Genomic DNA, 13,393 nt, shown 5'->3' with positions numbered 1-13,393 from the left:
ACTTAGGGTTATACCCTAAGAGCAAACCACCCGCTATGCGGGTGGTTATGATTGTTATCAGTCGTCTTAAGCGGCAGCTTTATAACCCAGAAGTAAGCTCTTTGCAGAATGTTTGCTTTTGTTCTATATGATGCACGTCCTTTCTGTTTTCTCGCCCCTGATAGCGAGCAGGTACGCCTTGGCTACGCGCAGCTTCTGCATTTGTACTTGCAGTGAGTTCAGGGAGTCCTTGCCATACGCGTTTTGGCATCCAATGGGCGCGCAAGTCATATCCTCTTTCTGCAGGCCCGCGACCCTCTAGACCAACTCCTTCATAGAAGCGCCTCCACATGGCTTGCACGTATTTCTCATCAGTCGCAAGGTCTGTTCTAGAGAGCAGTTCTTCCAAAGAGGCATCGTCCAGCTGAATTGTTCCAAAGGTCTTCATTTCTGGTGCATAAAAACTGACTATATGATGAGCTGGATCAACAATAAAAAACCGCTCTGTACTCATCCGTTTGACAAAGTAATTGCAAGTTAGTGGCACTACGTTTGCGTTAGGTTGAAATACAGACATAAAAGAGCCATCTGACATGCGAGAAAACCGCACAAATTGCCGCGTATGCTCTCGCTCAGTTTCTACCTGCCTAGCCAGCGCATTAAACTCTGCCACGGTTGGGTCTGCAATATCTTCAAGGGCTCCTACACCATAGGAGAATGCAAGACGAATGTATCGATGCACAATCTCCGGCATAGTATGAGCATCTGAAGCACATGCCAAAACAATGCGACGTGTTATTTCTCTTGTGCCTACTTTCTTCTCTAGTCCAGTTAGAACTCGTTTAGCCAAGGCTACTACTGAGTCATCAGAAGGGTCTGGTCCACAGAGAACATGCTCCCCAAGGCTAGGCTGACAAAAGTTTTCTCTAACAAGACGTACGTGTGCGGGGTTAGCATGTGAGAGATAAGTGAGTCCTACAGCCCCTACAACGCCTTCTAAGCTTGGATTACAGGAGATAACAACCTTCTGAGGCTTGGAGAGTCTTGTAAGCCTCTGAACAAGTGAGACAAGCTCTACGCTTTGATCAGAAGAGCCTGAGTTGAGAGGACTCAATACGGCGTCTTGTTTTGTTGTACGAACTTGCTTTGGCATCAGCAATTACCCTCTGTTTAATCAGTTCTTGGTCAAGTGGAGCTGAGGCATCTCTTACGCCACAGCAGGTGAGAAAGTGATGAGATCGTTTGAGCTGTATTCCCAGCCGTTTAAGATCATCAAAGGTGAGGCGAGACCGTCTTCTTGCAGCAATAATTCTTCGTGCGCCGGTAGGGCCAATACCGGGCACTCGTAAAAGTATTTCTAGTGGAGCATCCATAATCTCTACAGGAAATTGATTAAGATGTGCCAGCGCCCATCCAAGCTTTGGATCAATTTCTAAATCAAGCCAAGGTGCTTCTGGAGAAACCAACTCATCAGGAGAAAACGCATAGTAGCGCATAAGCCAATCAGCCTGGTAAAGACGGTGTTCTCTACGCAGGGGAACAGGAGTGCCCAACTCTGGAAGACGATGGTCTTCTATAACAGGAATATAGGCAGAGAAGAATACTCGTTTCAATTCAAATTGCTGATAAAGCGCTTGCGATAAGTGCAATATTTGATTGTCTGATTCTGGAGAAGCTCCAATGATAATTTGCGTTGATTGCCCAGCAGGCGAGAAGGACCTCTTGTCTGAAGACACCCTTGATGAGCGCATAAAGGTATTCTTCAAGCAGTTTGAACGAAGAGCTAAACCTTCTTTTATGATCTGCTTCTGAGCAGGAATAACAATGCCCTTATATTTGCCAACAGACTTCACAATGCCCTTTGATGCATTTTTAGCTTCAAGCAATTGCCTTTCTTCAGAGACGCGTAGGCGGTGAATGAAAGACATGGGTTTAGTAACCGTTTCTGCGTTTTTGTGAGGACAAAGTTTAGTAAGTGAGGTTGAGCTAGGTAATTCCAGATTGACAGAGAGTCTATCTGCTAAGCGGCCAATAGCATCAATAAGATCTGGATCTGTTCCGGGAATTACTTTTGCATGAACATAGCCGTTAAACAGCAACTCATTCCTAAGGTAGGAGAGGCATTCAATCATGAGTTCTGTGGTGTGGTCTGGCGATCCTATAACACCTGAGGAAAGAAAGAGCCCCTCTATGTAATTTCTTTTATAGAAATCTACGGTAAGCTCTGCTAATTCCTGTGGTGTAAAGGTAGCCCGCTTGGTTTGTGCAGAAGATCTATTGACGCAGTAAGCACAGTCATAACAACAAGCATTAGAAAGTAAAACTTTTAGCAGCGTAATACAGCGACCATCAGGGGTAAATGAGTGGCAACAGCCGGCCGCTGAGGCCATTCCTACCTTTCCTGCCTGCGGATCTCTGTCTACACCAGAAGAAGTGCACGCCGCGTCAAATTTGGCTGCATCTGCAAGTATGGTGAGTTTATCAAGAGTATCCATGGCAGCAACTTTCTACTTGAAAATAGAACGTCTGTTCGTATACTTAGACTATCACGAATGGGGAAGAAGTAAAGAAAAATCTAGAACAAATGTTTGTCATTTTAAAACCGCAGAAAGAATGTGAATGACGTGTGAAGGATGTATACTTTTCCCATCAGCAACTGCGGAAGGAATGGCCATGAGCATACAGAAAAACAGCTCTTCACCATGCCTTTCTCGCCCCGTGAATTTACAAGTTCCCACCTACGCGTTGCGTGCATTAGAAGTTCTTGAAGATGCCGGATTTGAGGCGTGGATTGTAGGCGGCTGGGTACGAGACGCCCTACGCGGCTCATTTGCCCATGACATTGACATCACAACATCGGCAACGTGGCAGCAGAGCAAAGCGGCTTTTGAGGCTGCAGACATTTCTGTGCATGAAACAGGTATTGCATATGGAACCGTTACTGCTGTTGTCGAGAAGCACCCTATTGAGGTCACAACGTATCGCTGTGACGGAGAATATCTTGATGGTCGTCGTCCTGATTCTGTGCAGTTTGTCTCTCGTATAGAGGAAGATCTTGCTCGTAGAGACTTCACTATTAATGCAATGGCATATCACCCAAAGAGGGGATTGCTTGATCTTTATGGCGGTCAAGAAGATTTATCTGCGCGTGTAATTCGCGCTGTTGGGGAGCCTAAGGTTCGCTTTACAGAGGACGCTCTTCGCATGCTGCGTGCCTTGCGGTTTGCATGCAGACTCTCGTTTTCAATTGAGGAGAAGACACATCAGGCACTTACTGAGTGTGCGCCGCTACTCTCTCAGGTTGCATCTGAGCGCATTGGCTCGGAAGTGGCTCAAATTGTTGAGGCTGGCCATATTGCCCATGCTATCAAGCTGGGATTTCCTGTTCTAGCGATAGCAATTCCAGAGCTCTTACCACTTCAAAACTTTGATCAAAGAAGTCCGTATCATGCTTATGACGTGCTGGAACATACAGCTCGAGTCTGCTCTGCAACAGAAGCCTTTACTGCAGGTACTGCAACACCTGCGCTTAGGTGGGCGGCGCTTCTACATGATATTGCAAAGCCAGAAATGTTTAGCGTTGACGCAGATGGAAGAGGCCATTTTTATGGCCATCCAGAAAAGGGCGCGGTTGTAGCAAAGGCGCTACTTAAACGTTTAGCTTTATCACAACATTTGAGCAATGAAGTTTGTGCTCTTGTAGCATTACATGACTATGATGTGGATATTACAACAACGTCTCTCAGGCATATGATTGCCCTGTTAGCCGAGGCAAGTAAATCGGATGGCATTGCCCTTGCGTATGACCTTTTGACGTTGAAGCAGGCTGATGCCTTGGCAAAGGCAAATCCTTATCGCAGCTACGCAGTAACGCTTGAAGCTATGAGAGAGCTCCTCTTACATGAGGCAAAACAAGAGATTGCTCAGCATCCGCAAGAGCTGTGCATTTCGGGCGCAGAAATTATGGAAGTGCTCTCGCTTCAGCCAGGACCTGCTGTCGGTGTGTGTCAACGTAGGCTTTTTGAGCTTTATTTAGCAGGTCAAGTGAAGAATAGAAAAGAAGATCTTCTCGCCATTCTTGCTCAGGGTAATTGGTAAAAATAATAAAGAGTGCCAGATTTAATCAATAAAAAAAGTAAGGCCTTTGTATTTTTATAGGTTCGGTAAAACGGTATAGTAGGCATAAAAAATTATCAGAGAGGCGTCATTTTATATGACGGATAGTGTCGTATGGGGGAGTTCATGGGCGAGAAGCGCGATTATATTACGTTAGAAGTCATACATCACAATGCTTATGAACAACAGCCTGCAGAAGAACCTGAAGCTCCAGCGCCTTCCATTTCTCATATTCGTGCTGAAGCTCGTACTAAGAAAAGCGCAGCTACACGTAAGCGTATTATGCACGAGACAACCAAGCTCATGCTTGCTCGTGGAAATACCAACTTCAAAATGAGTGAGATTTCAGATCGTGCTCGTCTTTCAAAGGGCGCGCTATATTACTACTTTTCTGATAGAGAGGCCCTTTTGCAGGCAATCTTTGACGAGAGCGTTGATGAGCTTGCAAAAGATATTGCGCATACCATTGGTAATAAGCCTGCCTCAAAAGAGACGCTTCATGCAATCATCGCTCAACTTGCTGCTCATATTTTGCCTGACTCACCTTTGGTTTTGGCTTTAATTAACAAGCTTGCAAGCTCTGAGCAGGCGCTTATTACCAACATTGAGGGACCACTTTCCCGCGTGGTTGTTCTCCTTGCTAATCAGCTTGAGATGGGAAAATTGCAAGGCTTTATTCGCCAGGGTGTTGATTCAAGACTTGCTGCCTGTTCTATTACGGGTGCATTGGTTCTCTCGGCCATTGGCCTGATGGGAGAGCGCCACGGTGCGGAGGGTTCTGATGAGCTTGCACAGAATCTACTAGATATGACACTTGCCGGCATTGGAATAGACGAGTAATCATACGAGTTTTTGCATAATGCCAGTTTAACTATGCAATTTAAAGAGCGCCCTTGTGGTGCTCTTTTTACAATTTTCTTGACTGATCCTGCTCAAAAGTGTCTTTGGTGGGTATAGTAAGAGTGGTTGCGCGTAGAAGAACGCAAATATTCTGCATAAGCAGAGAAGCCATGCGTGAAAGGACAGTTCATGGCACACAAAAACTATCTGTTTACCTCGGAAAGTGTTACTGAGGGACACCCAGACAAGGTTTGTGATCAGATTTCTGACGCAATTCTTGATGCAATCCTGGCAAAAGAGGCGGAGCTTGAAGAGCGTGGATACGTTTCTCCAAGTGGTGTTCCAGCTTGCTTGGATAACGTTCGTTGTGCATGTGAGACCTTTGCTACTACAGGAACTATTGTGGTAGCAGGAGAAATTCGCACTCAATCCTACGTTGATGTCCAGGAGATTGTTCGCAATACTCTCAGAAACATTGGCTATGACCGCGCAAAATATGGTTTTGACTGCGAGACCTGCGGCGTTTTAAGCCTCATTCACGAGCAAAGCCCCGATATTGCTCAGGGCGTTGATCAGTCCTATGACACGCAGGCAGGACGCACTACCGATCCGCTTGATCTTATCGGCGCAGGCGATCAGGGCATGATGTTTGGCTTTGCATCTGATGAGACCGATGTTCTTATGCCAATGCCAGCTTACCTGGCACAGCGTCTGGCTCAGCGCCTTTCAGAGGTGCGTAAGTCTGGCGAGGTTGAGTACTTGCGTCCAGATGGCAAAACTCAGGTTACCGTTCGTTATGAGGACGAGAAGCCCGTTGAGGTCACAGCCATTGTTGTTTCCACGCAGCATGCTCCAGAGATTGAAGACATGTCTGTTATCAAGCAGGATATGATCGACCACGTTATTGCACCTGTTATGGGTGAGGTCAACATTGCTTGGGATAACGCTGACATTTACGTTAATCCAACTGGTCGCTTTGTTGTTGGTGGACCTATGGGAGATACTGGTCTTACCGGCAGAAAGATTATTGTTGATACCTATGGCGGCATGGGTCGTCATGGCGGCGGCGCTTTCTCTGGAAAGGATTGCACCAAGGTTGACCGTTCAGCAGCATATGCAGCACGTTGGGTTGCAAAGAACGTTGTAGCAGCTGGTCTTGCCAAGAAATGCGAAGTTCAGCTTGCCTACGCCATTGGTGTTTCTCATCCACTGTCTATCATGGTTGATACTTTTGGCACTGGCATTGTTGACGATGCTGTTATTGAGCAGGCTATCGAGAAGGTCTTTGATCTTCGTCCTGGTGCCATTATCAGAGATCTTAAGCTGCGTCGTCCTATCTTCTCTAAGACAGCAGCATACGGACACTTTGGCCGCAAAGACCCAGACTTCACATGGGAAGCAACTGATCGTGTTCAGGAGCTTAAGGACGCAGTTTCTGCAATTCAGGCATAACGTTCTTACAAGGTAATCTTGTACAACCTCATAGAACCTTCTTCCAGCACCACCTCAAAACCTGGGGTGGTGTCTGTTATTTGCGTGATACCTCTGAAGGTTCCAGGTTTGTAAGTACTGGTAACAGCGTTGGAGTAATCAACAACGTTGTTCAGAATAAGGACATACTGCACGTTAAGGTCGCGTGCCGTTTGAAGTACCTCGGGATCGCTGGCAATGCGATTAAGGCGTTTACGAAGAATTGCACTTGCAGGACGTTCTGAAGCGTCATAGCCGTTAGGGAAGCGCCAGAGCACATGTAAGTCGTTAGTGCCATACGCCCAGAGACTGCCATCTTGAGGTAGGTTTGCAATAACAGCACCTGCAGGAACGGTAAGCTCCACGCGACGTAAAAACTCCAATTCTTCCGATGTCAAAATGTAGTGATCACCATAGGCCTTCTCGGAAGCCTGTTTAAAGGCAGTAGCAGCAGGAATTGGCTTTTCAGATTTAAGGTTTGGCATAGGAACCACATAGTTGAGCACAACCACACACGCAATAACTGCGCCAGCAATCAGAGGTTTAGTCCAAACGTTGCAAAAGACGCAGGTCTGAGCTTTGGTCTGAGCCTGAGTAGCTTTTTCTCGCCAAGAGGCAAACGTTTCCAGAGCAGCCCCGGCAAGGGTGGCCAGGCCAAGCGCTGCTAGCGGAATTGCCATAATGACGCAGCTTGCCGCAATGCGGAATGGATCGGTATACCAAAATCCTGAGAGATATCCCTTCAGAGGAACGTCAAACGTAATAATAAAAATGCAGAGTATAGACAGGTACATAAAGGCAGATACCATCCATCGAGCCTGCTTGTGCTTAAACGTCCATACAGCGCCTACAAGCACGCAGATTGAAAGTATCGGTTGTGGAGAAACAAGCTCTCCACCTGCGTACGACTGTCCAATAAAGTCCATACCAAGAGCGTGCAAAATAGCATCTTGCAGGCTTGAGTAGGCGCTCCACCAGAAATTGAGAGCCACGCCTCGAACAATCAAAACGTAGTAGAAAACAGACCAAATAACCAGCGCAAAGATAAAGAATACGTATGCCAGCGTAACAGGCTTGATTTGTTTTCCAAAGAGAACAACTCTGCGTTTTGACTCTCCAATGCGCGCAAAACTCCAAGGTAGAAGCACAACAATTGACGAGAAAATCGTGGAAGGATGCAAGATAAAGAGGGTAATCAAGCCAAGAACAAATATGACAATAAGCCAGATGAGGTCGTGTTTTGGTGTTTTTGAGCGAGTCATCTGCATAAAAATCCACCAAATAGAAGGCATTGCACAGAAGGCTACGGTGTTAGGAAAGATTGGTCCATAGATGAGAAGCGACCAAGGGAAAACAAAAAATGCTAGGCAAACAAAAGCTCCACTGATAAGCGCAATGCGATGTTTAGGAAGAACTTTTGCAATAAGTGAGCAGATTGAGAGTGGAAAGACAATGGCTGCACTGACAAAGTTGAGTGCATTACCTGCAATAGGAACGGTTGTAGAAACAAGCTGCGTTGTTAGTGCAACAATGATGTTCCAGCCTGAAGGATAAAATCCTGAAGTCCCCGGCTCCCAAGGTGTAATTGAAGCTTCTACGGTGCTGTAGAAGTCATAGTGAATTGATGAGTACTTTTGAGACTCAATCATTGCCTGCGTGACATCTAAGTGATGCACAATGTCCCAGCCCTGAACAAAGGAGCTGGCAGAGGGCAGGGTTGGTAAGAAGAGAAACCCTACGGTAAGAAGACCAATTGCAACGTACAGAAGAGGCATCCAGAAAGGGAGTTCTTCGCAGATGAATGCTGGTGCAGGGCTAGTTAATTGCTTGCCAGCGCGTATTGCTTTGGATTTGACGGGTTTCTCGCCTCTGTGGTGTTCTTTGTGTTTGGGAGCAACATAAAAAACGTAGCCATTGACTAGAACTGCGATAAGCAGTGGAACAAGAACCATTACAGCCAAGGGGATGGGGATGTTCAGTGCGCTAAAGATTTCTCCCTCAATAAAGAAGAGTGCGCAGCTAACCAAAGGAGCACTAACAAGTGCCCAGGGCTTTGGCATGCCGGAAGCATGCAACAAAATGACACCCGGCACGTAGAGCAGGGCAATAATGACAACTACACTTTGGAAGAACTCAAGCCACATCCTGATCCAATCAAGGTGTTAGTAAAAATTCTTATACTTCTGGGTCGCACGTCTGGGTCATACAACTGGGCGTGACAGTTATTTCAAACAGACTGGTCTATTTTACGATAGAAGCAAAAGTGGTGTTGAGATAAACAAAAAGGACTTCCGAAGAAGTCCTTGAACATTTGGTAGCCCGTACCAGATTCGAACTGGTGATCTCCGCCTTGAGAGGGCGGCGTCCTGAACCGCTAGACGAACGGGCCATGTATGACTGGGAGGACATGGCTGGGATAGAGAGAGTCGAACTCCCGTTGACGGAACCAGAATCCGCTGTCCTACCACTAGACGATATCCCAAGATGTCATCCGTGCGCATCAGCGCGAGAAATAACTATAAAGGAGACTCGTCAGAGATGCAAGCAATAATTTCAAGAAATTCTGTTTGCAGCAAAAAATATTATACAAAACGCATCCCTAAGCGCAAGGAACGTCTCTAGTATTTGAGCTGAGCATGCGTTCTGCATCAATAAGCGCCTGGTCAAGAGGGGCACAACCGGTGCAACTTGCGCATGCGGTAGGAGCGCTTGGAGTTGCGGCAAGACCACCTTTAGCTGTTTCTCTGAGAGAAACAGGGAGCGCGGCGCCAACTTCTGCCATAGCGTGCGCAACCTCATCAAACGGAATTGGGTTACCAACGCCCGCAAGAGCAAGCTGAGAAGAGCTTACGGCAGCGGCTACACCAATAGCGTTTCTATCTTGGCAAGGATACTCAACCAGTCCTCTGACAGGGTCACAGACTAGTCCTAGAAGGTTAGAGATGGCAATAGAAGCAGCGTCCAAGCACTGTTGTGGAGTGCCACCCAAGAGCTCGGTCAGTGCAGATGCGCTCATGGCAGCAGCAGATCCAACCTCTGCCTGACAGCCGCCCTCAGCGCCAGAAACACTTGCGTTGGTGGTTAGGATGGCTCCAATAGCACTTGCATTCCAAAGCGCAGAGATAACTTGCTCGTCGGTGGCACCAATCTCTTCTGCTACCGAGATAAGCGATCCTGGTACAACGCCAGAAGCTCCTGCAGTAGGAGCGGCAACAATGACGCCCATGGTTGCTGAGCGCTCAAGCACGGCCATAGCGTAGGCAACGGCTCGTGTTTGCGTGGTGCCCATAAGCGCACTTGAGATTGCTGTTGGGGTGTTTGCTACGGTTTTGGCCTGACCGTTGAGCAGACCACCAATGGATTGACGAGGTGTCTTGATAGTGTCGTGAACCTCATCGCGCATAATCTCAAGAACATGAGCCATCTCGGCGTCTACGTCGGCATCTGGCCGCAGGTCCTTCTCGCGCTGGCGCATAATCTGGCCAATGGAGGCTCCCGTCTTGGAGCACCTGGCGAGAAGATCTGCGCCGTTGTCAAAGGCTCCTGAAAGCACGTCGTTTGTGACCTGTGGAGCTGCTCCTGGAATGGAAACCTGAGCGGCATAGGAAACGTGAGGCGCCAGCTGGAAGAGGTCGAGGACCTTCTGCTCAATGGGCTCGTCAATCTCAAAGACGGTGTGCGCAAAGCCGCCGCGCTCTGAGCGGAAGGTGCGCATAGTTGCAACATTGATGTTTTGTGTAGCCAAAATAGTAGTGAGAGCTGCAAGAACACCGGGTTTATCGCGATGTGAAACAAAAATGGTGGGCATATCACCAGACATGCGAATGCGTACGCCATTGACGCCAGAGATGCGAATACGGCCGCCACCTACGGACTCACCCATAACAGAAACGTGAACGTTATCTGCGCCAAAGAGATGAATTTCTACGGTGTTTGGATGCAGAGTCTCGTCGTCGCCCTTTTCAATAACGCTGTAGTCGAGGTGGGCTTCTTCTGCCAACGTGAGCGCTTCACGTACGCGTGTATCGTCTGGAGCAAGGCCCAAAATACCTGCAATCAGAGCGTAATCAGTGCCGTGACCAAGGTGGGTATGAGAGAAGGAGTTGTAGAGCCAAAACTCAACGCGCTCCAGCTGCTTTGGTGCAAGCGAGCGTGCAACCAGGGCAATGCGCAGGGCTCCTGCTGTGTGCGAGGAAGAAGGACCCACCATAATGGGGCCTAGGACCTCAAACGCAGACATAGAAATCATAGCTACTCCAAAACTAAACAAACGATAACGATAAAAGAGCTGCAAAACCATCTGTTTTACAGCTCTTGAGTGGTTTTACTTTTGATACCCACTTACGCTTGGAAGAATACGCGGCAGGCGCGCATTCAGCGCGTTATTTGCAAAGCTCCAGAGCGCGGTCAAGGCGAGCAAGGCAAACCTCACGACCAAGAAGCTCCATAGACTCTCCAAGAGGAGGGGAGACCATGTTGCCGCACTCAGCAACACGAATGGACTGGAAGACAATGCGTTTCTTAAGGTCAAGCTGCTCTGGAAGCACCTCAAGGGCAGCGTCAATTGCTGCAGCCTTCCACTCGTCTTCAGAAACGCCCTCAAGAGCGGTCTTTGCAGCCGCAAGGACGGTAACACTCTGAGCAGCGTCTTTGGTAAGGCCCTTCTCAACACTCTTCTGGTCAAAGGTGACGTTTGCGCCTTCATATAGGAAGCGGGACTTCTCAATGACGTCTGGGCTTACTGTGGTACGAGGACGAAGAATCTCGGAGAGCAGGTCATACCAGCTTGGACGAGTTGCGTAAATCTCATCTGCGTCAGTTGTATTGCCCTGAACAGGCTCTAGACCTGCGCTTACAAGCTCTGGAATCAGAACAGTTTTTGCAAAGGTCTGGTTGTCCATATTGGCAAGATACGTTGCATTAATCCAGTTCAGACGCTCTGGATCGGACTTAGCAGGGTTCTTGGAAACGTGGTCCAGAGAGAACTGAGATGCCAAAACGTCGCGAGGAACAATGGTTGTCTCGCCATCAAGTGACCAGCCGAGAAGAGCCAGGTAGTTGACAAAGGCATCTGCAAGATAGCCCTGGTCACGATACTCTTCAACAGAGGTTGCTCCATGGCGCTTGGAGAGCTTCTTGCCGTCAGGACCCAAAATCATGGAGATGTGCGCGAAGGTTGGAACAGGTGCGCCCAGAGCCTCGTACACTATAATCTGACGAGGAGTGTTAGACAGGTGGTCATCGCCACGAATGATGTGGGTAATGCCCATACCAGCATCATCAACAACGGTGGCAAAGTTATAAGTTGGGGTGCCGTCAGAACGGAAGATGATAAAGTCATCAAGCTCGCGAGCGTTAAAGGTTACGTCGCCGTGAACAGCGTCGTGGACAATAACGTCACCGCGGTCCAGAGGAACCTTGATACGGATGGTATAAGGCTCGCCAGCATCAATGCGGCGCTGTGCCTCTGCAGGATCAATGTTTCTGCAGGTACGCTGATAGCCCTGGAAGGGGTCGTGGCGCTCTTCTGCGGCCTTCTTGTCTTCAGCGAGCTTCTCTGGCGTGCAGAAGCAAGGGTATGCCTTGCCCTCTGCCAGCAGTTTATTTGCTGCCTCACGATACAAATCAAGACGCTCGGTCTGGCTATAAGGACCGCAATCGCCGCCCTTATCTGGACCCTCGTCCCAATCAAGACCAAGCCACTTCATGGCGCGCAGAATAATCTGAGTGTTCTCCTCAGTTGAGCGCGTAGGATCTGTGTCATCAATACGAAGAATAAACTTGCCACCATTTGCGCGAGCAAAAGCCCAGTTATAGATAGCAGTACGTGCACCTCCGATGTGCAACTTACCTGTTGGTGATGGCGCAAAACGTACTCTAACCTGCTTCTCTGACAAAACTCCTCCTTGGCAGTTATTTTCTAGCGAGAAAATCTAGTTTATGCACTCTTTAGTATAACGCTTGAACACAGGTAACCGACAACGTTGCCTAGTCTTCAAACATATTGTGGTCTGCAAATTCTGCTTGCACGGTACGAATCATAAGGTCTACGTCTTCAAGTCCCAAGTGACGTTCCTTCTCGTCCGCTGCGAGCGTGTGCCTACGACGTGCCCAGTTCTCAAGTGCGGCAGGGGAAGACTCTCGCGGAAGAGACCTAATTTCTGGGTCCAAACGACGGCAGATATCACGGGAGTCAATGACAATAATCTTGCCCGCTTTTCTAGCCTCTGCGTAGCCATCAATGTTGAACATGAACCAAGAATCCTCAAAGGCAGCATTGTGGGCCATAAAAGGAATCTTCTTCATAGTTGCCAGCAGGGCCTCTTGGGCTTTTTTATCGTCTCTAAATGATTTTTTGCCTTCAACATCTTTCCAGGTAATCTGGTGAATATCGGCAAGAGGGACGCCCTTTTCTTTGTACATCTCTGGGATGCCAAAGTAGGCAGTGTGAGGCTCTACGGCAACGGTGTTGCGACCAAGATTCCAGAACTCAAAGCCCACGTTAACTATGTAGCCCAGCTCAGGGAAGCGCGAGGTAGTCTCAATATCAATGCCCAAAACCGTGCCAGAAACGCTCTTCTCGACATACGCAATTTGCAAGTCGTTAAGGAGCGGACCTGCGGTTTTAAAGACAGCCTTAGGACGACGACGCTGCATCTTTGCAACAGCAGCCGCAAGGTCGTCGTTTGAAAGACCGCGAGAAAGGCCAACGCCTCGATGGTTTCTGAGCCTCTCCACACCGTAGGTATCGCAGAGCGAGCGCGTTCTATCAGCAAGCTGCTGAATGACAGAAAACTCTACAGGCTCTTGGCCAAGTGGCGCTTCCTTCCAGGCATCAAGCAGCGTTTTAATGGCATCACAGTTTTTGTTGACCTCGCCGATGATGGACTGATCATCAACAAGAAGGCCAGGTATGACAAACGCATTAGCGTGCTCAATAGCTTGATTGATATCCATACACTCTCGCTTTGGTGGGTGAGAATTAGTT

The 13,393-nt window shown here is 48.2% G+C and carries 9 protein-coding genes and 2 tRNA genes; 3 read left to right on the top strand and 8 right to left on the bottom strand.

Annotated features, from left to right (window positions below; all coding sequences use genetic code 11):
- Positions 1 to 79 precede the first annotated feature (79 nt).
- Both ACO5GU_RS06175 and ACO5GU_RS06170 read right to left on the bottom strand, forming a co-directional pair.
- Positions 80 to 1,093, bottom strand: a complete 1,014-nt coding sequence (locus ACO5GU_RS06175; protein ID WP_035431863.1) for a TIGR03915 family putative DNA repair protein — start codon at positions 1,091 to 1,093, stop codon at positions 80 to 82.
- The gene (locus tag ACO5GU_RS06170; RefSeq protein ID WP_484930439.1) at positions 1,065 to 2,474 is read right to left on the bottom strand and encodes a putative DNA modification/repair radical SAM protein; all 1,410 of its coding nucleotides are present in this window, start codon (positions 2,472 to 2,474) and stop codon (positions 1,065 to 1,067) included. Before ACO5GU_RS06170 ends, ACO5GU_RS06175 begins: the two co-directional genes overlap by 29 nt.
- A gap of 178 nt (positions 2,475 to 2,652) precedes the next feature.
- Here ACO5GU_RS06170 and ACO5GU_RS06165 point away from each other — a divergent pair, with 178 nt between their 5' ends.
- The 3 genes from ACO5GU_RS06165 to metK all read left to right on the top strand — a co-directional run bounded on the left by ACO5GU_RS06165 (position 2,653) and on the right by metK (position 6,387).
- Entirely contained in the window at positions 2,653 to 4,077 is a 1,425-nt protein-coding gene (locus tag ACO5GU_RS06165; RefSeq protein ID WP_484819800.1) for a CCA tRNA nucleotidyltransferase, read from the top strand.
- 144 nt (positions 4,078 to 4,221) lie between these two features.
- Positions 4,222 to 4,935 carry a TetR/AcrR family transcriptional regulator gene (locus ACO5GU_RS06160; RefSeq protein ID WP_484846726.1) on the top strand — a complete coding sequence of 238 codons (714 nt, stop codon included), beginning with the start codon at positions 4,222 to 4,224 and terminating at the stop codon, positions 4,933 to 4,935.
- A 189-nt stretch (positions 4,936 to 5,124) separates the two neighbouring features.
- Entirely contained in the window at positions 5,125 to 6,387 is a 1,263-nt protein-coding gene (gene metK / locus ACO5GU_RS06155) for a methionine adenosyltransferase (protein ID WP_035431775.1), read from the top strand.
- 5 nt (positions 6,388 to 6,392) lie between these two features.
- On the opposite strand, the gene ACO5GU_RS06150 is transcribed toward metK, so the two are convergent.
- The 6 genes from ACO5GU_RS06150 to ACO5GU_RS06125 form a co-directional block, all read right to left on the bottom strand.
- Complete coding sequence (locus tag ACO5GU_RS06150) at positions 6,393 to 8,549, bottom strand: DUF6541 family protein (RefSeq protein WP_484930438.1); 2,157 nt, start codon at positions 8,547 to 8,549, stop codon at positions 6,393 to 6,395.
- Positions 8,550 to 8,717: 168 nt separating this feature from the next.
- Positions 8,718 to 8,794: transfer RNA gene (locus tag ACO5GU_RS06145), tRNA-Glu, on the bottom strand.
- Between the two features lie 19 nt (positions 8,795 to 8,813).
- Positions 8,814 to 8,887 (bottom strand) — tRNA-Gln (locus tag ACO5GU_RS06140).
- 117 nt (positions 8,888 to 9,004) lie between these two features.
- Positions 9,005 to 10,654 carry an L-serine ammonia-lyase, iron-sulfur-dependent, subunit alpha gene (sdaAA, locus tag ACO5GU_RS06135; protein WP_484930437.1) on the bottom strand — a complete coding sequence of 550 codons (1,650 nt, stop codon included), beginning with the start codon at positions 10,652 to 10,654 and terminating at the stop codon, positions 9,005 to 9,007.
- Positions 10,655 to 10,787: 133 nt separating this feature from the next.
- On the bottom strand, positions 10,788 to 12,302 hold the full coding sequence (gene gltX / locus ACO5GU_RS06130) for a glutamate--tRNA ligase (RefSeq protein WP_484930436.1): 1,515 nt from the start codon (positions 12,300 to 12,302) through the stop codon (positions 10,788 to 10,790).
- A 91-nt stretch (positions 12,303 to 12,393) separates the two neighbouring features.
- Positions 12,394 to 13,362, bottom strand: coding sequence for a 3'-5' exonuclease (locus ACO5GU_RS06125; protein ID WP_035428071.1), 969 nt, complete (start codon positions 13,360 to 13,362; stop codon positions 12,394 to 12,396).
- Positions 13,363 to 13,393 lie beyond the last annotated feature (31 nt).

This window comes from Lancefieldella sp. (assembly GCF_057237245.1).
Note: the sequence above shows the minus strand (reverse complement) of the source record. Positions and strands in the feature narration are given on the sequence as shown.

Bases quoted from the DNA above. Each gene is read 5' to 3' on its own strand.
- ACO5GU_RS06160 (WP_484846726.1), top strand. From the start codon at position 4,222: ATGGGCGAGAAGCGCGATTATATTACGTTAGAAGTCATACATCACAAT.
- metK (WP_035431775.1), top strand. From the start codon at position 5,125: ATGGCACACAAAAACTATCTGTTTACCTCGGAAAGTGTTACTGAGGGA.
- ACO5GU_RS06150 (WP_484930438.1), bottom strand. From the start codon at position 8,549: ATGTGGCTTGAGTTCTTCCAAAGTGTAGTTGTCATTATTGCCCTGCTC.
- ACO5GU_RS06125 (WP_035428071.1), bottom strand. From the start codon at position 13,362: ATGGATATCAATCAAGCTATTGAGCACGCTAATGCGTTTGTCATACCT.
- sdaAA (WP_484930437.1), bottom strand. From the start codon at position 10,654: ATGATTTCTATGTCTGCGTTTGAGGTCCTAGGCCCCATTATGGTGGGT.
- ACO5GU_RS06165 (WP_484819800.1), top strand. From the start codon at position 2,653: ATGAGCATACAGAAAAACAGCTCTTCACCATGCCTTTCTCGCCCCGTG.
- ACO5GU_RS06170 (WP_484930439.1), bottom strand. From the start codon at position 2,474: ATGGATACTCTTGATAAACTCACCATACTTGCAGATGCAGCCAAATTT.